The sequence below is a fragment of the Pilosibacter rotomagensis genome, from assembly GCF_045062245.2.
Taxonomy (GTDB): domain Bacteria; phylum Bacillota; class Clostridia; order Lachnospirales; family Lachnospiraceae; genus Pilosibacter.
Genome location: NZ_CM170323.1, coordinates 1,317,755 through 1,336,645 on the forward strand (window position 1 = coordinate 1,317,755; position 18,891 = coordinate 1,336,645).

The following is an 18,891-nucleotide window of genomic DNA, read 5'->3' on the forward strand; positions in this document are numbered from 1 at the left end:
CGGCAGGATGAGCTGAGGCATGATTATAGAAAGGTTTCCTTTGCAGTGCCTGACTGAATGAGGAGACGGAAGTCTCAGAAAGTTCTGGTATGAGGAAAACAGTATGGAACGGTTGATATTTCATGTGGATGTGAACAGCGCCTTCCTCTCCTGGGAGGCGGCGAAGCGTGTAAAGGAGGGGCTGCCGGATCTTCGGGAGATCCCGTCCTGTATCGGCGGGGACCCAAAGCTAAGGCGCAGCATCGTTGTGGCGAAATCGATTCCGGCGAAAAAGTACGGGGTGACAACAGGGGAACCTGTGGCCCTGGCACTGCGGAAATGTCCGGATCTCGTGTGCGTGCCGGGGGATTTTGCGCTGTACCAGAGATGTTCCCGGGCGTTTAAGGAGATCTGCGCGTCCTATGCGCCTGCGATGGAGTCCTTTTCAATCGATGAAGTGTTCCTCGACATGACCGGTACCCATCTGATCTATCCGGATCCGGTGGCGGTGGCTCACGAGATCAAGGATAAGATCCGGGATGAGCTGGGCTTTACGGTGAATGTCGGGATCGGAACGAATAAGCTGTTAGCGAAGATGGCATCGGATTTTGAAAAGCCGGATAAGGTTCATACGCTTTTTCCGCCTGAGATCCCGAAAAAAATGTGGCCGCTTCCGGTGCGGGATCTTCTGTTCCTTGGAAAGGCATCGGAGCAGAGACTTTTACAGGAAGGAATTAAGACCATCGGAGATATGGCGCGGAGCGGGGAAGCTGAGCTTAAGCGGATCCTGGGAGAAAAGGCCGGGCATCAGCTTTACCGGTATGCCAATGGCATCGACGATTCCCCGGTGCGTGCGGAGCGGGAGGAAGCGAAGGGCTACAGCGCGGAGACGACCGTGGAAGAGGATCTTGTGACGTATGAGCAGGCACTGGCGCTTCTGCTTGCCCAGTGTGATGTGGTGGCTGCAAGGATGCGCAGAGACGGGAAAAAGTGCAGCTGTGTGGCGGTGACCTATCGGACACTGGATTTTAAGACGAGGTCACATCAGAGAGCTTTTGAGGATCCCACGGATGTGACGGATGAGATCTTTGCGCAGGTGAAAAAACTGTTATATGAATGTTGGAAGTGTGAGCCTCTGCGGCTGATCGGAATGGCGCTGACAGATCTTACAACGGATGATTTCAGACAGATCTCCCTGTTTGAGAATCCTGATGAACGGGAAAAACAGAAGAAAGCAGATGAGGCGTTCGACGATATCCGCAGGCGTTTTGGAAATGGAATGATCGTCCGGGGCAGTACGATGAGTACGGCCGGGAAGGTTGCGAGAAAGGCGAAAGCTCAGATGGATCAGGACGTGCGGATAAAGAAGGAAAAAGAAAAATAGGAAATTCTTTACTTGCAAATTTTCGAAGATGCGCTATAATAAGTCTTACAAAAAACAGGGGAGCTCGTTGGCGGGCTGAGAGGAAGTAATCGAACTTCGACCCTTTAACCTGATGCGGATAATGCCGCCGTAGGAAGTCATGATGTGAATTTTTACAGGGGACATGCCGCGATGGGTGTCTCCTGTTTTTATGTCATCTGACTTAAAGAGTTCGGGATCATTGTGTTTCCGAAACAGGTGGCAGAAAAAAAGTAACAAAAACCATACTTTGGGAAAGGAGGAAACGGGATCCGCCAGCAGGCGGCGGGCCGAGGGGGAGCGCCCTGGGCCATGTATGAGATCAGCGATGGGAAGCCGTGTTCCGGCGTGAGAGGATGCCAGTAAGCATCGACCGCCTTCCATACAGTGATCCGGAGAGGGGAACTGTACATTTTTATGTGGAGTACATGGTACTTCGCCTGTGGAAGCGCTGTTGTCGTACAGACGTTTCCTAAAAATGCAGCTGCGCAGGGAAGCTTTGCGGCTGCGGAAAATTTTCAAAGGAGGAATGTGTGACGGTCCGAAGGAAGGACCGGTCACGCGGAATAAAACATGAAACAGACAAATACGAAAAAATTAGCGGTGGCAGCCGTTTTCTGTGCTGTCGCAGTGGCAGGAAGCTTATTTTCATTCCCGGTATTCGGGAGTAAGTGTTCCCCGGTACAGCATATGGTGAATATTCTCTGTGCAGTCCTCTTAGGACCGGGATACGGACTGGGTGCGGCATTCGCGGCGGCGCTGATCCGGAATCTTCTGGGACTTGGAAGCCTGATGGCATTCCCGGGCAGTATGTTCGGCGCGCTGATCTGCGGGCTTGTGTATCAGAAGACACAGAATATTCCGGCGACACTGATCGGTGAGGTATTTGGAACCTCTGTTCTTGGCGGACTCACGGCCTATCCGGTAGCGGTCTTCCTTATGGGAAAGAGCGCGGCAGGTCTGGCATTTTACGCATATGTGATCCCGTTCCTTGTTTCAACTGCCGGAGGTGCAGTGATCAGCGGTGTGCTGATCTACAGCTTAAAGAAAGCCAATATCCTTGCAGGGATGCAGGAAGCAATGGGACAGTAGAGGAGAGAGAAGCATGTTAAAACAGATGTTTGATCAGGTGCGGGAGAAGAGCCCGCTGATCCATAATATTACGAACTATGTGACGGTCAATGACTGCGCAAATATGGTTCTGGCCTGCGGGGCTTCCCCGATCATGGCGGACGACAAGGAGGAGGTCGCGGAGATCCAGACGATCTGCGCAGGCCTCAATATCAATATCGGTACGCTGAACAGCCGTACCATCGAGTCCATGAAGATCGCGGGAATGCGGGCCAATGAGCTGGGACACCCGGCAGTGCTGGATCCGGTGGGCGTCGGGGCATCGACATTCCGGACATCGACGGCAAACGAACTCTTAAAAACGGTAAAATTCACCGTGATCCGCGGAAATATCTCTGAGATCAAGACGCTTGCAGTGGGAACAGGGACCACAAAGGGCGTGGATGCGGATATCGCAGACCGTGTAACCGAAGAGAACCTTGATGAGGCGGTGGCATTCGTGAAAAGATTTGCGGGGAGGACAGGGGCTGTGATCGCGGTCACAGGCGCTATTGATCTCGTGGCAGACGCAAAAAAAGCGTACTGCATCTACAATGGCCATCCGATGATGTCCTCCATCACGGGAACCGGCTGCCAGCTTTCTGCTCTTACAGCAGCATTTGTGACTGCAAATCAGGAGCATCCGCTTGAGGCGGCAGCAGCGGCAGTCTGTGCCATGGGACTCGCGGGGGAGATCGCCCATAAACGGCTGACACCGCAGGACGGGAACGCAACATACCGGAATTATATTATCGACGCGATCTATCATATGGACGGGGATGAGCTGGAGCACGGGGCGAAGTTTGAAGTAAAATAGGACTTGAAATTATGCCGATGCCCACATATACTGTGTATAGTATTTCAGACAGAAGGAAATGAACAGCATGGTTATTGATGAAGAACTTTACAGACAGTATCTGCGCGGCGATGAAGCAGGACTTGAGGCTTTAATGAGAAAATACGGTAACCCGCTGACCCTATACATCAATGGCTATCTGCATGATGTCCACGAAGCGGAGGACCTGATGATCGAAGTCTTTTCCTATCTGTTCACAAAAAAGCCACGCATCCGGGACGGCGGTCTTAAGGCTTACCTGTATAAAGCAGCGCGGCACATGGCTCTGCGCCACAAAAGCAGACATCGGCTTTTCTTCAGCCTCGATGACCTGACGGAAGAGCCGGATGGAAAGACGTTGGTGGAAGAGGTCATTCGGACAAAGGAACGGGATCAGATCCTGCATATCTGTATGGATGAGCTGAAGGCGGATTACCGGGAAGCTCTTTATCTGACCTATTTTGAGGGAATGAGCTATCGGCAGGCCGCTGAGGTCATGGGAAAAAGTGAGAAGCAGATCACCAATATGGTATACCGGGGAAAAGCGCGTCTGCGTGGATTGCTGGAGCGGGAGGGAATTACCAATGCGAAGTAATGAGGAACGGATCGCGGAAGTAAAACGTCGTATTGCGGAAAAAGAATACAAAAAAAGACTGCGGAGAGAATGGGCTGCAGCAGTTTGCTGCGTGGCCGCATGTCTTGCGGTGATCGCAGGTGTTTCCCTTTCCATGCCTGATACTGTCAGCCGGATTGAGATGGGAACTTCTTCTGGCTTTGAAACAGCGGCGACGATGTTAGGCGGCAGCACCGCACTTGGATATATCGTGGTCGGACTGCTCGCTTTTGTTCTCGGCGTGTGCGTGACGGTGTTATGTTTCCGCATACGTAGACTGAACGAAGAAGAACAGACAGGGGAGCAAAAGGGGGAAAATGCAGATGGAAGTCATCAGTAACCTCTTGCAAGCCGCGGTTACCCTGTTAGGCTTTTTTCTGGGCGGTATCCGGTATCTGAAAAGCCGGAAACAGGAGTATTTCCTGCTGACCTGCTTTTATGGCTGTTTTTTCCTTGGATCCCTCTACTGGACGCTGTATCTGCTCTTATTTTCCAAAACGCCGCAGGTCTTTTATGTGTCAGAGTTCGGCTGGGTAGCAAGTGTCATTTTCCTTTCCATGCTGCAATACGCGCTTTCTTCGGCAGAAGAAAGGAGATTTCCGTGCAGGAAGGCCCTGAGTGCCGTCCTGATCGGTGTTCCGCTGTGCATGTTTTACTGCACATTTGGAGATATCCTCTCCAATCTGCTCTGGTGCGGTATGATGATCATTGTTTCCTGTTTTTCTATCCGGGGACTTGCCTATGCCAGAAGGCAGAGGGGAGCTGCACATAATATGAAATATTTTCATGCCTGGGTACTGTGCTATGCAACATTAGAATATGCTCTCTGGACTTCCGGCTGCTTCTGGCCGGGAGATTCCATTTTCAGCCCATACTGCTGGTTTGATCTTCTGCTGGCAGGCTGCTTGCTCGCTTTGCTGCCGGCAATGGGAAAGGCGGTGCAGGAATGACGTATATTGAAAATGTTTTTATCTGTATGGCATCGCCGTTACTGATCGCCGCCCTGTGCATGGGAAAACGGCAGACAAAATTCTTTCTGTTCTGCCTTGCAGGAATGGGGGCGTGTCTTCTTTCCGCTTATATCAATACCTTTTTCGCTGCACTTTATGGTGCGGATACCTTTGCCGCCACTGCGGAGATCGCCCCGGTGGTGGAGGAAGTCATGAAGCTTCTGCCTCTGCTCTTTTATCTTCTGATATTTGAGCCAAAGACGGAACAGATCAAAATCTCCGCTGTGATCACAGCTCTTTCCTTTGCCACCTTTGAAAATATCTGCTACCTGATCCAAAATGGAGCCGGACATTTTTCCTTTATTTTTTTCCGGGGGATCGGAACAGGAGCGATGCATGTGATCTGCGGAGCCATTGTAGGCGGAGGCCTTGCGTATGTGTGGCAGCGGACCTGGCTGAAGATTGCCGGAACCTGCGGTCTGCTGGGAGCAGCCATCACGTTTCACGCGCTCTATAATCTGCTGATCGCTTACGGCGGCGCAGTGCAGTATGCTGCCTATGTTCTGCCTGTAATGATCTTGGCAGCGGGAAAGCTGATTGCCCGCCGTCTGACATCGTAATATAACTTTATTTTGTGATTTTTGGGAGCTGTTTTTAAGCAGCTCTCATTTTTTTTGAAAAATCTGCTTTCCGGGTGAGAGTTTTTCCGGATTTTTGTACCTATATAAGTGAAAGGCCTTTAAGCTGAGTTTTCAGAAAGGAGGTTTTGCGTGCATGTACGATACACAAAAGCGTGTTGCACTGGCAAAGGAGCGGATAGCGGAATCTCGCCGCCGACAGGCGCGGCGAAGCATTCGCAGTCTGTCGGCACTGTGCGTTCTGCTGTTTTTGTCTCTTCTGGGAACGGTAGGGACGGTGCAGAGCCAGCCGATGGATGCTGCGGGAATGTACGGGGCGATCCTGCTGCATGAGGGTGTGGGCGGATATGTGCTGGAAGCGGTCATTTCCTTTACCGCTGCAGTTGTGCTCACTGCTTTATATATCAAGTTCAGAAAAAGGAAACAGATACCATAGAAATGGGGGAAAATCAATGAGAAAGCCAGAAAAACAAAAGAAACAAAGAGAACGGATCTATGCGGCGCTGCTCTGCATCTGTACGATGCTTTCTTTAGTTTCTGTGCCTGTATTGGCGGCAGAAATGAGAAAAGGAGCGGGCAGCCATAAACATACCCCGGAGTGTTATACGTGGATGGAAAAATGTGTCCATGAACATACGCTGGAATGTTATCCGCAGAAGGAGATAACGGAATCTGCCTCCACCTCATCTGATGCGGTGGAGCCCACCGAATGCGGCCATGTATGCAGTGAGGAAAGCGGCTGCATCACAAAAGAATTAAATTGTCAATATGACAGCGAAAGCACTCCAATCACAGCGAAAGCGCTTATGAAAAATAAAGCGATCGCCACCCGGTCCAATGCGAGGAAAGTCTCTTCTATCGATCGCGCACAGGATATGATCGATGCTTTGCCGGACGTAACAGATATCAATAACGATAACATCGAGGAGGTAAGGCTTCAGTTTAAAGCTGTTGAGGACGCAATGATACAACTTTCCGTTGAGGACTCGGTTGTACTTGATATCGCTCGCTATCTGAAGGTTGCGGCTGTGCTGTATGGACCGTTTCCTGACATCCAGAATCCTATCCTCGGCACAGATATTAAATGGACGATCAGCAGAGACAATAAGACCATTACGATATCCGGTAAAGGGGAAATGCCTGATTTTGATAATAGTAGTTCCGGTAAAAGGTGTCCCTGGGAGGACAAAAAGTCTAAGATTGACAAGGTGATCATAGAGGAAGGAGTGACAACGATTGGAAAAGATGCATTTAGTAAATGCATAAGACTCAGTGAGGTGCAAATTCCAAAAACAGTCAAAACAATAGGGACTGGCGCTTTTTATGACTGTAACACCCTCAGGCAGATTGATATTCCAAATAGTGTTAAAAATGTGATGCCCTTCGCGTTTCATAAATGCCCGCAACTTGGGCAAGTTCACACCCATTGGAAAGATCCGGATGAAGCAGAATTGTCATTGGCATTTTATCTGCCCGGTGAATCATGGCCGGAGAATCTGACGATATATGTTCCTGACGCGTATAAAGACAAATTTGAAGCTGCATGGATAAACTGGAAGGTAAAGGGCGAAACTTACACAGTCTCTTTTGATGGAGGCAGAGCATCGGGACGTATGGAGTCAGTGGAAGGCATATCCGGGGATTACGTTCTTCCGGAGTCTGGTTTTACATATCAATCAGCGATCCTTGATTACTGGGCGCTGGATAATCCTGATGGAGAGAAAGCGGGCTGCCCGGGAGATATTTTTCCTGTTACGGAGAATGTGGTGTTTTATGCCAGCTGGAGACTTGTGATCGTGATACCGGAGCCAGAAAATCCGGTTGTGTGTATTCACGCATGGGGCGAATGGCAGAGCGATGCCGATAAACATTGGAGGAAATGCTCTAAATGTGATGCAAGTGATATCAGGGAAGATCACTCCGGCGGAATGGCCACCTGCAAAGATCAGGCGGTGTGTTCTGTCTGCGGCGCAGCTTATGGGGAACTGAATCCAGATCATCACACGGGCGGCACCGAGGTGCGCGGCAGAGTTGAGGCCACCGCCAGTGCAGATGGCTATACGGGGGACACCTATTGTAAGGGCTGTGGTATCAGAATTGCGGCAGGACAGGCTGTCCCGAAGGATCCGGCGATTCCGACGACACCTACGACCCCGACGACACCTACGACCCCGACGACACCTACGACTCCGACGACACCTACGGTTCCGACGACACCTACGATTCCAACGACACCCACGGTTCCAACGGCCCCGACGACCCCGAAAAAGGACAGCAGCAGTTCCGGAAGCAGCGATGATACCACCAGCTATATGCTGAACTTCCATGCGAACGGTGGCGGCGGCATAAGTGCAATTTGGGGAACCCACGGTAAGACGGTCAGTCTTTCCGATCATATTCCGACCCGCGAGGGCTATGATTTTACCGGCTGGTATTCCGATCAGGCATTGACACAGAAGATCACGGAACTCAGGATGATCGGAAACAGGACGGTTTACGCCGGGTGGATAAAGAGCGATCCACACGCAGGGGCGAATCCATTTACGGATGTGTATGGAAATGATCGGTTTTATAAGGATGTGATGTTTGTCCATGAGAAGGGATTGATGTCCGGCGCCAGTGCGGTGACATTTGCGCCGAACACTAATATCACCCGTGCCCAGATCGCGGTGATCTTCTACCGTATGGCGGGCAGCCCTGCCGTTGAGGGAAAGAACCACTTTACGGATGTTGAGTACGGTCCCGGTACCGTAGGGCTTTACGATGCTGTAACCTGGGCGCAGCAAAACGGTATTATGGGAGACTCTGACGGCAAAAAATTTGGGCCGGATGATCCTGTTACGCGTGAACAGCTTGCATCGATCTTTTATCGCTACGCACAGGTCAGGGGCCATGATATTACACAGGTTGGCATGGCAGCCGGCAGCGATCTTCTTGATCTGAAGGGCACGGTTACCCGCGCTGAGACTGCGGAGATGCTCCATCAATTTGTAGAAAAACAGGGACTGAAACCTGTTGCTGCGTCGACAGGTGCGACAGAATGGGTGAAACCGGCGAGCTGAGACGATACATCGGGCTGACTATCCGGTAAAAGGTGGAACCTGAGCACAGGCGGCTGATGACCTGTGTGTCCGGGTCAAAAAATGAATAAAAGACCTTTTGACATCGTTTGTTATTTTGTGTCAAAAGGTCTTTTTACTATTTATAAAATCTATGTAGTTCATGCTGGACGTCAGTTGTAGAAAGCATATTTCTGGGCAGGATGGAATTTCTGCAAACAGTTCTAAAAAGAGATGAAAGAGCAGGGATTTATTTTATCTGCGTGAAGACAGAATATCCACACCCCACACAAGCAGAATCAGTCCCAAAAGGATCGCTCCAGCCTTATTCCAGTCGTACTGGTTCATCGCGAAGATAAGCGGTGCGCCGATCCCGCCTGCGCCCACGAGTCCGAGAACGGACGCCTCACGGATATTGACGTCAAAGCGGTAGAGGACGGCGGAGCAGAATGCCGGAGCGATCTGCGGGAGAACGCTGTGGCAGACGGCTGGAACCGGGTGGACACCCATGGCGAGGAGCGCCCGGTACGGGCCGGGATCAATGGTCTCCAGACATTCGGTGAAGCGCTTTGTGAGAAGTCCGATGCTGCAGACGGCTAACGTCAGGACACCTGTGAAGGCGCCGGGACCGGAGACCCGGATAAAGATCAGACCATAGATCAGAAACGGGATCGACCGGATCGCCATGATGATCAGGTTAAAGAAAAAAGCGGTCGGAGCAGGGACAAAGCGTCTTGTGTTGAGAAAGGCAAGGGGTGCGGCAAGGAAAGCACCGATGGCTGTTCCGACAATGGCAATGCAGATGGTCTCAAGAAGCAGATAGCCGAGCCCGTCTTTCTCTGTGGAGAAAAAGAAGGTCCAGTCCGGATGCGTGAGTCCGGCTGCCATACTTTTTAACGCCGCGGCACTTGTTCTTGATAAATCCGGCGGGGTCTGGGCCGCGAGGCAGAAGAGGAAGAGGGCGGTGAAACCGAAAAGGATCATCCGTCCAGAGACACAGGCTTTTTTAGACAAGGCTTTGCTGCCTGAAAAAAGTTCTGTAATCTGTCCGCTGTGGATCACAGCTGTAAAATACCGGTTTGCGTACTCGATGACACAGACGGTGAGAAAGAGCAGCAGCAGGATCGTTCCGACCTTGTGGAACTCCCGCCAGGAGATCTTTTCATTTAAGATCAGACCGATTCCGCCTGCCCCAACGTATCCGAGAATGGAGCTGTGCCGCACATTCGTCTCAAAGAGGTACAGGGCGTTTGTCAGAAACGCGGGCAAAATCTCCGGCAGGACGGCATGGATAAATGCCGGGAAACGGGCGCAGCCCATAGAGATAAGGGCCTGATAGGGGGCTATGTCCGCATGTTCCGCATCCTCGTAGGTGAGCTTTGTCATGATCGCAAAGGTGTAGAGCGTGATGGCGAAGGTTCCAGCAAAGGTTCCGAGTCCGAAGAGAAAGGTCGCGGCGAGCGCCAGGATCAGCGCCGGAAAAGACCGGAGTACCTGGATCAGGAGACGCAGCAAACACCTTGCCCAGGACGGAAAATGCAGGGATACAGCGCCGAAAGGGGAAACGATCAGCGCCAGAGCGGATCCTGTCACGGTACCAGTAACGGACATCTGGACTGTGTAAAAGAGAGGCAGCAGGATCTTCGGAAAAAAGGAGAGATCCGGCCGCATCATGTCGGCCGCCAGATCTGAAAGATGGGAGCTCCTTGAAATAAAAAGAGCCGGATCACATCCGGTGAAGGACGCGGCGGCGTAAAAGCAGAGAAGGAAGAGAATCCAGCCGGCAGGTTTTATATATTTTTTTCGATTTCTGTACATGGGTTGCTTCCTCCTCTGAAATGCTTCTCTGCAAGGATCCGTTGGGATGGATAAATGCATAAATAGCAGAGTTCTATTATTCATCACCTAAGATAGGTGGGCGTCTTCGAGACTGAGATAAATGTTTCTCAGGATTTCCTCATTCATTTCCGATGGCGTTCCATCAAAAACTACATTTCCGTCCTTCAGCCCGATGATCCGGTCGGAAAACTCCTGAGAAAATTCAAGGTTATGGCTGTTCATAAGAATCGTGACGCCATCCTTTTCCTGAATCTCCTTTAAAAGTGTCAGGATCTGCCGCCCGGTGACCGGATCCAAGGAGGCGGCGGGCTCATCAGCCAGCAGGATTTTTGGATGACGCATGAGGGCTCTCGCGATGGCGGCGCGCTGTTTCTGACCACCGGAGAGATTTTTTACCGGTTCTTCTGCTTTTTCCAAGAGTCCCACGCGGTCAAGAAATTTCAGTGCTTCTGCCCGGCGCTTTTTTCCATAGATTCCGAACACAGCGGGGAAAAATCCCATATCCGGCAGACAGGCAGTGAGCACATTTGCAAGGCAGGTGGAATTTTCCACGAGACAGAAATCCTGATAGATGGTGCCGATGGATCTCTTTACATTCTTCCTGGCAGTTCCGGACATGGACGATATGTTGCTGCCATCAAAAAGGACAGCCCCGTCCCCCGGCGTCTCCATGCCGTTTAAGATCCGGAACAGGGTGGTTTTTCCAGCTCCGGACGGACCGATCACGGAGACGAACTCGCCCTGAGGGATGGTAAAGGTTACATGGTCCAGGGCGCGTGTCCCGTTTTTAAATTGTTTTCCAATGTTCTGAAGAACGATTTCCATGAAGATACCTGCCTTACAAATAATGAATCAGTAAAAAATTGGGATCTGTTTAGTTCATAGACTTTAACATTTCCTGTGCGGCGCGTTCCCCGTCATAGTTCGCGTCATCGCCCCACTCGTAGCCGACCTGACTGAAGACTTTGATGATGTCTTTGCCTTCATCAGTTCCTGCGATCTCTATGAAGGAATCGCCGAGAGCCTGACGGAAGTCAGCATCCTGCATCAGTTCGGAAGTTTTGCTGTATGCGATCATATCGTTGTAGATTCCCTCTGTGACGCCGATGATGCCTGTCTGCTTTACCATATCATCAGTGCCGCCGAATTTCTCTTTCCAGTCCGGCGCATATTTTGTGCGGATATGGCCGTAGGAGACCATGAGGTCTGCCTGTCCGGAGGCGAGGCGGGCAAGGGAGGTGGTGTAGGAATCGGACTGGACCGCATTCGCGAGGTCAGCGATGGTCTTTCCGTAGCGCTCGTTTAACCATAAGGATGGATAAATGTAGCCGGACGCGGAGGTTGGTCCCATGACTGCCCAGGTGGCGCTGTTTAAGTCATCCCAGGTAAGTTCCTCGCCGTTGTTGACTTTTGCTAAGAGCTCCTGACCTTTTTCACTCGGTCCTGCGAGAATGATGGAGCGGTAATATGTGCTCATTTTGTCTGTGTTTTCCTCGATGGTGCCGTCGTTCCATTCCTTCGGATCTTCGGAGTCCTTATTGATGGCGTAGCGGAGAGCCGTCAGGAGAACGTCGCAGTCATCGGAGAACAGGACATAGTTTCCTCCGGAGATAAATCCGATATCAGCGCTTCCTGCGCTCAGTGCCTCACCGACAGCGGTGTAGCTTGTTCCGACGGTCATGTCGATGTCTTTGACATCGTAGCCTTTTTCAAGCAGTGTCTCTTTTAAAAGGTTCTCTAACGGCTCTGTTGCTGTCGTGATCGTATCTGCGTCCGCGTACGGGGAGAAAGCGATCTTTAAAGAATCGATGGATTTTGTCTCTGCGGAAGCGGCTGCTTCAGAAGTGCTTTCCGCAGAAGCGGCAGCTGTGGTCTCCCCTGTGGAAGCAGCCGGTGCGTCCGTTTTGGAAGAACATCCTGCAGTGAGTCCGAGGCAGAGTGCCAGGGAGAGAGCCGGTACAACAAATTTTTTCATAATATAATACCTCCATAGCCCGTCAGGGCAGAATATATTTTCTGCTGAAAGAATGGGACACCGGGAAATACGGTGAAATAGTTTCAATATCCGCTAATGGTCAGGACACTGTGAGAGCGTGATCGTTCCGAATAAGAAATAGAACGCATTCAGCTGCCATGAATCCTGGAGAAGCAGGCGGATAAAGAAAAAGGCATGCCTTCTGCAGCATACCGTAAAAATGACTTTCAGGCAGAATGCTGACAAGCCGCGGACATGGATCCGCGGCATGGGACGGTCGATCCTTTCTGGGATCCTCTCAGCCCGGAACACGGGCTCCCTCGCAATCTGGTCTTCGTCATCAAGTAATTGAATTGACCGCAGCACCAGGGCGCTCCCCCTCATGCTGCATTCCGTTAACCGATTTGGATTGTAGCACAGGAGATGGAAAAAGGCAAGAGAGGAAATTTCTGAAAGGCCGCCGGGAAAAAGCGATGGGCGGGGAACACAAGGCTGTAAGCAGGCTGCATGGAATACATGAAAAATATCGATGGATCCATGCAAAGTCCGCAGTCTTGAAATCATGTACGAAACCGGGTGCAAACTTGACTTTTCCGCTCGGAAAGTATATAGTAAATCTTGTCAGAAAAAAGAAAATAAACAGACCGGGGAGCCTGACGGATCAGGCTGAGAGTTGGCTGCATCGCCAAGACCCGTATACCTGATTTGGATCATGCCAACGTAGGAAGCTGCTGAAGAGAAAGAGTAGAAGTGGAGATACCTGCGGGTGTCTCCTTTTTTTACGCGAACAACGAGCCAAAGTCCGCGCTTGCGCGAGACCTTGGCGACTGTCGCGATAACAAGGGGAAACTCGCGAAGCGTGTTTTCACTTGTTATTACAGGAAATTCCGGGGAATTCCCTATTACACAAAAGGTACTGACGTGCCAATGCTGTGCACTCGCGCGAAGATGTAGATCGTCGCAAGCGGCCGCGCGAGGAGCGGGAATGTGCGAGGCGCGTTTCATGTATTGTAGGAGGTAGAAGATATGAACTGCAGACCGGAAGATATGCTGCTCTACGCGGTGACAGACCGCGCGTGGTTAAATGGTGAGACTCTGGAGAGCCAGGTGGAAAAGGCTTTAAAGGGCGGAGCAACCTTTGTTCAGCTGAGGGAAAAAGAGCTGGATGAGGAGATGTTTTTAGAAGAGGCGAAGAAGATCAAAAAGCTTTGTGCCGAATATCATGTTCCCTTTGTGATCAACGACAACGTGGATATCGCCCTTAAGGTGGACGCGGACGGCGTTCATGTGGGACAGAGCGATATGGAAGCGGGAAAAGTGAGAGAAAAGCTGGGACCGGATAAGATCATCGGTGTTTCCTGTAAGAATGTGGAGCAGGCGCTTCTCGCGAAAAAGCACGGGGCGGATTACCTCGGCGTCGGAGCGATGTATCCGACAGGAACAAAAAAGGACGCCACAGCGGTGACACCGGAGGCGCTTTCTGCGATCTGTCAGGCGGTGGATATCCCGGTAGTCGCCATCGGCGGGATCAATAAGGACCGCCTGGAGCCCCTTAAGGGAACCGGTGTGGATGGCGTCGCAGTCGTCAGCGCGATCTTTGCGGCAGAGGATATTGAGAAGGCGACACGAGAACTGAAAGAGGCGGTAAGAGAAATCTTATAATATAATTTTTTAAACACTACATTCAAACAAGCCAATAAGCCAGAAGAAAAATACTACTTGCCTGAAAATATGAATTCTAAATTCACAGAGCAGCAATTTTCCCTCTGGGTTTTGGAATAGATCAAGCGGAAAACATTTCCGCGGCGGCACATTGGGGGCACCACCTTGCGTCGCCTAATAAAAAGTTATTGATGCCTGAAAGGAGTTTTTATGATGAAGACAGCATTAACGATCGCTGGAAGCGATTCCAGCGGAGGCGCCGGCATCCAGGCCGATTTAAAGACGATGATCGCAAACGGAGTATACGGAATGAGCGCGATCACAGCACTGACGGCCCAGAACACGACCGGCGTCCAGGGGATTTTCGAGGTAACACCGGAATTCCTGGAACAGGAGATTGACAGCGTATTTACGGACATCCGTCCGGACGCGGTAAAGATTGGAATGGTTTCTTCTGCGGGACTGATCAAGTCCATCGCAAAGAAGCTTCATGAACACAAAGCAGAAAATATCGTTGTGGACTCGGTCATGGTGGCGACAAGCGGATCAAAGCTGATCAGCGACGATGCCATCGGCACATTAAAAGAATACCTGTTTCCGATGGCGGCAGTCCTGACCCCGAATATCCCGGAGACAGAGGTTTTATCAGGGATGGAAGTAAAGTCCGCCGAGGACATGATCGCGGCGGCAAAACAGATCAGTGAGACCTATCACTGCGCGGTCCTCTGTAAGGGCGGTCATCAGTTGAATGATGCCAACGACCTGTTATACCGCGACGGCAGCTACCGCTGGTTCAACGGTAAGCGTATCGACAACCCGAACACCCACGGAACCGGCTGCACCTTATCGAGTGCCATCGCCTCCAATCTGGCGAAGGGCTATGACCTCGATACGGCGGTGGAGCGCGCAAAGGCTTACATCTCCGGAGCGCTGGCAGCCATGCTGGATCTCGGACATGGATCCGGACCGATGGATCACGGATTTGATTTTCGCGGAAAAGGATTTGCGGAGGAACAGGTATGACGATGACAGAACGCCTTTTAGAGGCAACAAAGGAGATCTGGGCCGGCTATAACGAAACGCCTTTTGTAAAGGGAATCGCGGACGGCAGTCTGGATCATGAAAAATTCAAATATTATATGATACAGGATTATCTGTATCTTCTTGATTATACAAAGGTATTTTCCATCGGCACGGCGAAGGCGAAAAACCTCGACGCTATGCGCCTGTTCGCGGGTTATACCCATTCGATCCTGGACGGTGAGATGGATATCCACCGCGCGTACATGACGAGACTTGGAATCGCGAAGGAGGAGGCGGAGCAGACACCGGTCGCTCTTGATAATCTGTCCTATACCTCTTATATGCTTCGTGTCGCTTACGAGGAAGGAGAGGCGGAGGTCATGGCGGCAATCCTTTCCTGCGCGTTGAGCTATGAGTTTATCGCGAAGAAGATCCTTGCAGAGTATCCGGCTGCAGATAAGCATGAGTTCTATGGGGAATGGGTCAGCGGATATGCGTCCGATTCCTACCACGAGGACAATGAGGTGCTGGCAGACCTGATGAACCGCCTGACGGAGGACTATTCCGAAATGCGGAAACAGCATCTCGTGGACATCTTTACAGCATGCTCCCGCTACGAGGCGGCATTCTGGGATATGGCATGGGAAATGAGGCAGTAGGATGCTGAAATTTGACAATGTAAGCTTTCAATATGATGTGGAAGATTTCTCCATCATTGACCACCTTTCCTTCGATGTACAGGACGGGGAATTCGTGTCCGTCATCGGCGCTTCCGGCTGTGGTAAGAGTACGATCTTCCGGCTTGTGAACAAGCTCCTTCTGCCGGCTTCCGGCGAGATTCTGGTGGACGGAGAGTCCATTGAGAGGAAGAGAAACTACTGTGGATACATGCCGCAGCAGGATCTTTTATTTCCATGGCGGACCGTGAGGGAGAATCTCCTGCTGCCGATGGAGATCCGGGGCGGATATTCGAAAATGGAGATGAGAGAGAAAGCGGACGCGGCGCTCGAATCTGTTGGTCTTAAGGACTGGGGTGACAAGATGCCGAAGGAGCTTTCCGGCGGCATGCGTCAGAGAGCGGCGTTTGCGAGAACGGTGCTCACGGGTTCCGACCTTCTGCTCCTCGATGAGCCATTTTCAGCCCTCGATTACCTGACGAGGATCTCCATGCGGGAATGGCTTTTAGAGCAGTGGGAGAGGGAGAAAAAGACAGTCCTTTTTATCACGCACGATGTGGAGGAAGCGGTCTTTTTGTCCAGCCGGATCCTGGTTGTAGAGGAATCACCGATCACCCATCTGCGGTCCATTGATGTTCCGGCAGAATATCCGAGATCCAGGGACGAGCTTCGGAAACCGGAGATCCTGTCCTTGAAGGAGGAGCTGATCGGTATGCTGAGGAAGGAGACGTCATGAGTAAAAAGATGAAGAAGGATCATGCGCGGGTTCCTTCCGGGGCTTCGCACGGACAGACCCATAATTTTCTGAGTACAAACCTTCCGGCGGCGATTCTGGTGGCAGCTCTGCTGATCTTCTGGCAGGCGGCGGCTATGGGAATCGACGCGGCATATATCCTGCCGTCACCGACCCAGGTGGTGGTACGGCTCTGGGAGCTTAGAGGTCCGTTATTTAAGGCACACCTTCCGGCAACGATGTCGGTGGTGGGGATCGGACTTCTGATCTCCATTATTCTTGGCCTTGGTCTGGCCGTTCTGATGGATGCCAGCGAGACAGCGGAAAAGGCACTTTATCCGCTTATCATCGCGTCCCAGACGATCCCGACGACAGCTCTGGCACCGCTTTTTGTACTCTGGTTCGGATATACGATCTGGAGCAAGGTGCTTGTGACGGTGCTGATCACATTTTTCCCGATCACGATCACGGTATTCGACGGATTTAAGTCGGTGAAGACGGAGATGGAAGAACTCTTGTTTACCTTTGGCGCGGATAAACGCCAGATTTTTATGAAGTTAAAGGTTCCGGCTGTCCTGCCCTGCTTTTTCTCAGCGATCAAGATGGCGGTTCCGTTATCGATCATCGGAGCGGCCATCGGTGAATGGCTGGGAGCTCAGAGCGGACTTGGATACTTCAGCAGGAGGATGATGACACAGCTTGATGGAGCCGGAGTGTTCGCACCGATCTTATTGTTATCGGTGGCAGCGATGGCGGCTGTCTGGGTGGTCACACTGCTTGAAAAACGGATCATTCACTGGAGAAATGAGTAGAAAACACAACATGAAATTCTGGATGACCAGTGAAAGAGCAGGACAAATTATTTTGATAACGAAAGGAAATGACATGAAAAAAGGAATGAGAATCGCTGCAGCGGTGATGGCTGCGGCTTTCAGTATGACAGTACTTGCAGGATGCGGTAAGAGTGAGACAAAGACAGCGGAAACGACGGCAGCGGCAGCCGCTTCAGCGGAAAACAGCAGCGTGGCAGAGACAGCGGCTGCTTCTGATGAGAAAAAGGATCTCCGTGAGGTCAACGTGGTATTGGACTGGTATCCGAACGCGATCCACACCTTTATCTACACTGCCATCGAGCGCGGATATTATGCGGAAGAGGGGCTTGATGTGAAGGTCCGCTTCCCGGCGAATGCGAATGATGCTCTGGCACTTGTCGCTGCCGGCAAGGCGGAGATCGGAATGTATTATCAGCAGGATGTGATCCAGGCGGTTGCAAATCAGGGAACGAAGATCAAGTCCATCGGTGCGATCGTGCAGTCTCCGTTGAGCATTGTACTTTCTTTAAAGGATAAGAATATTACAAGCCCGTCCGATCTTGTCGGAAAGACAGTTGGATACGGCGGAACAGCTCTCAGTGAGTCTATTGTGAAGACCATGATGGAGTATGTGGGCGCGGACGCGTCAGATGTAAATCTGATCGACGTTGGATTTGACCTGATGAGCTCCATGACTACCGGAAACGTGGATGCCACCATCGGCTGCCTTGTGAACCATGAGGTTCCGCAGCTGGAGGAAGAGGGCTTTGATGTCAATTATTTCATGGCAAACGGATATGGCATTCCGAATTATTATGAGGAAGTGTTCCTCGCAAATAATGAGATGATCGAGAGTGAGCCGGAGGTCTTAAAGGGCTTTTTACGTGCATCTGCAAAGGGCTTTGAGGACTTTAAGAAGGATCCGGACGGCTGCCTCGCGATCCTCATGAACAACCAGAATGAGGAGAATTTCCCGCTGACACAGAGCGTTGAGGAGAAATCCTGTGAGACTCTGCTGCCGCTTATGGAGACGGAGGATGTTCCGTTCCTGACACAGACGGAAGAGTGCTGGCAGGAGAACATCGACTGGATGCTTGAGAGTGGACTGATCGATCAGAAGGTTGAGGTTTCTGATGTGATGGTGGACCTCGGGGAGTAGGTTCCTTGGGGAAATCTTATAGGAATTGAGAAATACCGGGATGGCGGGGAGACTGCTGTTCCGGTATTTTTATGGTCTGAGTCAGGAAAAGAGAGATTGGGTCAACTTGGCGGAAGTACGCGCAGGTCAGCTTCCGGCTCCTGGTGCTGTCGATTTCCAGGCGGTTCCTCTATGCTTGCAGAAAAATGCTAAGGGCGGAGAAAATGGGACGCAACTCGCTTCGCTCAGACAAGCGCCCCATTTCCTCCAACGCATTTTCCTGCGAGCCAAGAGGAAGCCAGGCCTGTAAATCAGGCACCCGGTTCCGGAGGCTGACCTGCGCTGGGGATTGGAGGCGTAAGGATAGACCTGGAGGATGTATGATCTGGTTGTTACTGTGGGAAAGAACGCTTGTTCATATGAAAGATATGTATTATAATTGAGGT

The 18,891-nt window shown here is 51.3% G+C and carries 18 protein-coding genes and 2 riboswitches; of the genes, 15 read left to right on the forward strand and 3 right to left on the reverse strand.

Annotated features, from left to right (window positions below; genetic code table 11):
• Nucleotides 1-103: 103 nt before the first annotated feature.
• From ACI3EW_RS05865 to ACI3EW_RS05905, 9 genes are all read left to right on the forward strand, one after another.
• Nucleotides 104-1,363 carry a DNA polymerase Y family protein gene (locus ACI3EW_RS05865; protein ID WP_405579726.1) on the forward strand — a complete coding sequence of 420 codons (1,260 nt, stop codon included), beginning with the start codon at nt 104-106 and terminating at the stop codon, nt 1,361-1,363.
• Nucleotides 1,364-1,409: 46 nt separating this feature from the next.
• A riboswitch (TPP riboswitch) is annotated at nt 1,410-1,516 on the forward strand.
• A 438-nt stretch (nt 1,517-1,954) separates the two neighbouring features.
• Complete coding sequence (thiW, locus tag ACI3EW_RS05870) at nt 1,955-2,473, forward strand: energy coupling factor transporter S component ThiW (RefSeq protein ID WP_015554054.1); 519 nt, start codon at nt 1,955-1,957, stop codon at nt 2,471-2,473.
• A gap of 13 nt (nt 2,474-2,486) precedes the next feature.
• Nucleotides 2,487-3,308, forward strand: coding sequence for a hydroxyethylthiazole kinase (gene thiM / locus ACI3EW_RS05875; RefSeq protein ID WP_405579730.1), 822 nt, complete (start codon nt 2,487-2,489; stop codon nt 3,306-3,308).
• Nucleotides 3,309-3,375: 67 nt separating this feature from the next.
• On the forward strand, nt 3,376-3,921 hold the full coding sequence (locus ACI3EW_RS05880) for an RNA polymerase sigma factor (protein WP_021905704.1): 546 nt from the start codon (nt 3,376-3,378) through the stop codon (nt 3,919-3,921).
• Nucleotides 3,911-4,279, forward strand: a complete 369-nt coding sequence (locus tag ACI3EW_RS05885; protein ID WP_021905703.1) for a hypothetical protein — start codon at nt 3,911-3,913, stop codon at nt 4,277-4,279. The genes ACI3EW_RS05880 and ACI3EW_RS05885 overlap by 11 nt, the downstream gene beginning before the upstream one ends.
• Nucleotides 4,263-4,889, forward strand: coding sequence for a histidine kinase (locus tag ACI3EW_RS05890; RefSeq protein WP_405579735.1), 627 nt, complete (start codon nt 4,263-4,265; stop codon nt 4,887-4,889). Before ACI3EW_RS05885 ends, ACI3EW_RS05890 begins: the two co-directional genes overlap by 17 nt.
• Nucleotides 4,886-5,509 carry a PrsW family glutamic-type intramembrane protease gene (locus ACI3EW_RS05895; RefSeq protein ID WP_117515633.1) on the forward strand — a complete coding sequence of 208 codons (624 nt, stop codon included), beginning with the start codon at nt 4,886-4,888 and terminating at the stop codon, nt 5,507-5,509. Before ACI3EW_RS05890 ends, ACI3EW_RS05895 begins: the two co-directional genes overlap by 4 nt.
• Nucleotides 5,510-5,663: 154 nt before the next feature.
• Nucleotides 5,664-5,963 carry a hypothetical protein gene (locus ACI3EW_RS05900; protein WP_405579738.1) on the forward strand — a complete coding sequence of 100 codons (300 nt, stop codon included), beginning with the start codon at nt 5,664-5,666 and terminating at the stop codon, nt 5,961-5,963.
• Between the two features lie 16 nt (nt 5,964-5,979).
• Complete coding sequence (locus ACI3EW_RS05905; protein ID WP_405579741.1) at nt 5,980-8,589, forward strand: S-layer homology domain-containing protein; 2,610 nt, start codon at nt 5,980-5,982, stop codon at nt 8,587-8,589.
• A gap of 252 nt (nt 8,590-8,841) precedes the next feature.
• On the opposite strand, the gene ACI3EW_RS05910 is transcribed toward ACI3EW_RS05905, so the two are convergent.
• The 3 genes from ACI3EW_RS05910 to ACI3EW_RS05920 all read right to left on the reverse strand — a co-directional run bounded on the left by ACI3EW_RS05910 (nt 8,842) and on the right by ACI3EW_RS05920 (nt 12,400).
• Entirely contained in the window at nt 8,842-10,404 is a 1,563-nt protein-coding gene (locus ACI3EW_RS05910) for a PhnE/PtxC family ABC transporter permease (RefSeq protein WP_405579744.1), read from the reverse strand.
• Between the two features lie 87 nt (nt 10,405-10,491).
• Nucleotides 10,492-11,250, reverse strand: a complete 759-nt coding sequence (phnC, locus tag ACI3EW_RS05915) for a phosphonate ABC transporter ATP-binding protein (RefSeq protein WP_405579746.1) — start codon at nt 11,248-11,250, stop codon at nt 10,492-10,494.
• 49 nt (nt 11,251-11,299) lie between these two features.
• Nucleotides 11,300-12,400: a phosphate/phosphite/phosphonate ABC transporter substrate-binding protein gene (locus ACI3EW_RS05920; RefSeq protein ID WP_405579749.1), complete on the reverse strand. Its 1,101-nt coding sequence runs from the start codon at nt 12,398-12,400 to the stop codon at nt 11,300-11,302.
• A 635-nt stretch (nt 12,401-13,035) separates the two neighbouring features.
• A riboswitch (TPP riboswitch) is annotated at nt 13,036-13,143 on the forward strand.
• A 283-nt stretch (nt 13,144-13,426) separates the two neighbouring features.
• On the opposite strand from ACI3EW_RS05920, the gene thiE reads away from it, so the two are divergent.
• From thiE to ACI3EW_RS05950, 6 genes are all read left to right on the forward strand, one after another.
• Nucleotides 13,427-14,062: a thiamine phosphate synthase gene (gene thiE / locus ACI3EW_RS05925; protein WP_405579752.1), complete on the forward strand. Its 636-nt coding sequence runs from the start codon at nt 13,427-13,429 to the stop codon at nt 14,060-14,062.
• Between the two features lie 213 nt (nt 14,063-14,275).
• Nucleotides 14,276-15,085, forward strand: coding sequence for a bifunctional hydroxymethylpyrimidine kinase/phosphomethylpyrimidine kinase (gene thiD, locus ACI3EW_RS05930; protein WP_405579820.1), 810 nt, complete (start codon nt 14,276-14,278; stop codon nt 15,083-15,085).
• A complete protein-coding gene (gene tenA, locus ACI3EW_RS05935; RefSeq protein WP_405579755.1) occupies nt 15,082-15,744 on the forward strand; it encodes a thiaminase II in 663 nt (220 codons plus the stop codon). The genes thiD and tenA overlap by 4 nt, the downstream gene beginning before the upstream one ends.
• Before the next feature lies 1 nt (nt 15,745).
• A complete protein-coding gene (locus ACI3EW_RS05940) occupies nt 15,746-16,498 on the forward strand; it encodes an ABC transporter ATP-binding protein (RefSeq protein WP_405579758.1) in 753 nt (250 codons plus the stop codon).
• 68 nt (nt 16,499-16,566) lie between these two features.
• Nucleotides 16,567-17,307 (forward strand): ABC transporter permease, encoded by a 741-nt coding sequence (locus ACI3EW_RS05945; RefSeq protein ID WP_117485407.1) that lies wholly within the window; start codon nt 16,567-16,569, stop codon nt 17,305-17,307.
• A 73-nt stretch (nt 17,308-17,380) separates the two neighbouring features.
• On the forward strand, nt 17,381-18,466 hold the full coding sequence (locus tag ACI3EW_RS05950) for an ABC transporter substrate-binding protein (protein WP_243037171.1): 1,086 nt from the start codon (nt 17,381-17,383) through the stop codon (nt 18,464-18,466).
• Nucleotides 18,467-18,891: the final 425 nt, after the last annotated feature.

Excerpts from the sequence above, each read along its gene's own strand:
- ACI3EW_RS05940 (WP_405579758.1), top strand. The coding sequence starts at position 15,746 with ATGCTGAAATTTGACAATGTAAGCTTTCAATATGATGTGGAAGATTTC.
- ACI3EW_RS05910 (WP_405579744.1), bottom strand. The coding sequence starts at position 10,404 with ATGTACAGAAATCGAAAAAAATATATAAAACCTGCCGGCTGGATTCTC.
- thiM (WP_405579730.1), top strand. The coding sequence starts at position 2,487 with ATGTTAAAACAGATGTTTGATCAGGTGCGGGAGAAGAGCCCGCTGATC.
- ACI3EW_RS05950 (WP_243037171.1), top strand. The coding sequence starts at position 17,381 with ATGAAAAAAGGAATGAGAATCGCTGCAGCGGTGATGGCTGCGGCTTTC.
- ACI3EW_RS05880 (WP_021905704.1), top strand. The coding sequence starts at position 3,376 with ATGGTTATTGATGAAGAACTTTACAGACAGTATCTGCGCGGCGATGAA.
- ACI3EW_RS05865 (WP_405579726.1), top strand. The coding sequence starts at position 104 with ATGGAACGGTTGATATTTCATGTGGATGTGAACAGCGCCTTCCTCTCC.
- tenA (WP_405579755.1), top strand. The coding sequence starts at position 15,082 with ATGACGATGACAGAACGCCTTTTAGAGGCAACAAAGGAGATCTGGGCC.
- thiW (WP_015554054.1), top strand. The coding sequence starts at position 1,955 with ATGAAACAGACAAATACGAAAAAATTAGCGGTGGCAGCCGTTTTCTGT.
- ACI3EW_RS05895 (WP_117515633.1), top strand. The coding sequence starts at position 4,886 with ATGACGTATATTGAAAATGTTTTTATCTGTATGGCATCGCCGTTACTG.
- ACI3EW_RS05920 (WP_405579749.1), bottom strand. The coding sequence starts at position 12,400 with ATGAAAAAATTTGTTGTACCGGCTCTCTCCCTGGCACTCTGCCTCGGA.
- ACI3EW_RS05905 (WP_405579741.1), top strand. The coding sequence starts at position 5,980 with ATGAGAAAGCCAGAAAAACAAAAGAAACAAAGAGAACGGATCTATGCG.
- ACI3EW_RS05890 (WP_405579735.1), top strand. The coding sequence starts at position 4,263 with ATGGAAGTCATCAGTAACCTCTTGCAAGCCGCGGTTACCCTGTTAGGC.
- ACI3EW_RS05900 (WP_405579738.1), top strand. The coding sequence starts at position 5,664 with ATGTACGATACACAAAAGCGTGTTGCACTGGCAAAGGAGCGGATAGCG.
- thiD (WP_405579820.1), top strand. The coding sequence starts at position 14,276 with ATGAAGACAGCATTAACGATCGCTGGAAGCGATTCCAGCGGAGGCGCC.
- phnC (WP_405579746.1), bottom strand. The coding sequence starts at position 11,250 with ATGGAAATCGTTCTTCAGAACATTGGAAAACAATTTAAAAACGGGACA.
- thiE (WP_405579752.1), top strand. The coding sequence starts at position 13,427 with ATGAACTGCAGACCGGAAGATATGCTGCTCTACGCGGTGACAGACCGC.
- ACI3EW_RS05885 (WP_021905703.1), top strand. The coding sequence starts at position 3,911 with ATGCGAAGTAATGAGGAACGGATCGCGGAAGTAAAACGTCGTATTGCG.